The sequence below is a fragment of the Thalassotalea sp. G20_0 genome (genome assembly GCF_017744175.1).
Taxonomy (GTDB): Bacteria; Pseudomonadota; Gammaproteobacteria; order Pseudomonadales; family Endozoicomonadaceae; genus Endozoicomonas.
Genome location: NZ_JAGHQV010000207.1, coordinates 1 through 1,299 on the forward strand (window position 1 = coordinate 1; position 1,299 = coordinate 1,299).

1 protein-coding gene is annotated in these 1,299 nt (G+C 49.7%); it reads right to left on the bottom strand.

Going from position 1 to position 1,299, the window contains the following annotated elements:
- Window positions 1-1,184 (bottom strand): DUF1601 domain-containing protein (locus J7438_RS25545; protein ID WP_209278855.1); only part of this gene is annotated, 1,184 nt, incomplete at its 3' end.
- Between the last annotated feature and the right edge of the window lie 115 nt (window positions 1,185-1,299).

The following is a 1,299-nucleotide window of genomic DNA, read 5'->3' on the forward strand; positions in this document are numbered from 1 at the left end:
TGCCCGTTGTCCACCAGTTTTGCCATGGCCCACAGCAGGTTGGCGATATGCTGAGGAATAAATTGGTTTTTTTTTGCGTTCACGAGGGGCAACAGTGCGGCCAAAGCCTCTTTGAGCCCGGGTATCAACTCATGCCTGTTATCCACCAGTTTCGCCATGGCCCAGAGCAGGTTGGCGATACCCTGTGGTGTAAAGTTTGCTTTCTGTGCGCTCACATGGGGCAACAACGCGGCAACGGCCTCTTTGAGTTCTGGCGTCCGCTCCTGCCCGCTGTCCACCAGTTTCGCCATGGCCCACAGCAGGTTGGTAATGCCCTGGGCATTAAATTGGTCTTTCTGTGCGTTCACGAGGGGCAACAGCGCGGCCGTGGCCCCCTTGAAAACTGAAGTCTGCTCCTGCCCGCTATCCACCAGTTTCGCCATGGCCCACAGCAGGTTGGTTATATGCTGAGGAATAAACTGGTCTTTTTGTGTGTTCACATGGGACAACAGCGCGGCCATGGCCTTTTCGATCTCTGGTGTCCGCACCTGCCCGTTGTCTACCAGTTTCGCCATGGCCCACAGCTGGTTGGCGATTCCCCGGGCATCAATATCCCTGGCTTCAGGTTTTTGGTTGCAGTTAAATATTATTGCATCAAGTAGCGTTGACAATAAGGCAACTTGAGTACGTTTAACACGCTCATCTATGGGGTTATGGGAAGTAAAAACACCCGCTGAAGTAAATGAGTGCAGTGTCGTCGTCAGGCTTCGCCAATTCCAGCTCCGCGTTGCTGTGAAATTTTGCAGCAAACGCATCAGCTGGCTTTGTTCCGCTCGATTTAACGGTCTTTTAGCAGCTGACGTGTATTTTTTAATTGAACTGGCATATTTACCGTGATGTCTCCCATCATAGCGATCACCGAAACGATCCGATTTACTCACAAGGTCATCCATTGTTTCCTGTTTGGTGAGAGTATTAAAATCTTGAGCAGGGTTTACTGAGCGGCGCAGTAGATATTGAGAAGGGCATGCGGCAGAAGATTGGTAAAATTCATTACGCCCCGTGCGGGGGGGATTATCCCACTGTCTGACTGTGGCATGTCTATATCGTCCACGCCTTGAAGAAGCGGCCTGGTCATCCGGTTGGTTGTAATCATTATCTGATCTTGCGTATTGACCACTGATACCAGCAGAGGTTCTATGCATAATTATATTTCATTAATTCATGGAAATATAAAAAGCAGACTGCGGTTCTGTTCAGAAGTTCATTTTGCTGAAATGTGAAAACGGTTCCTGGGTCGAAAGGAGGGGATTACTGGCT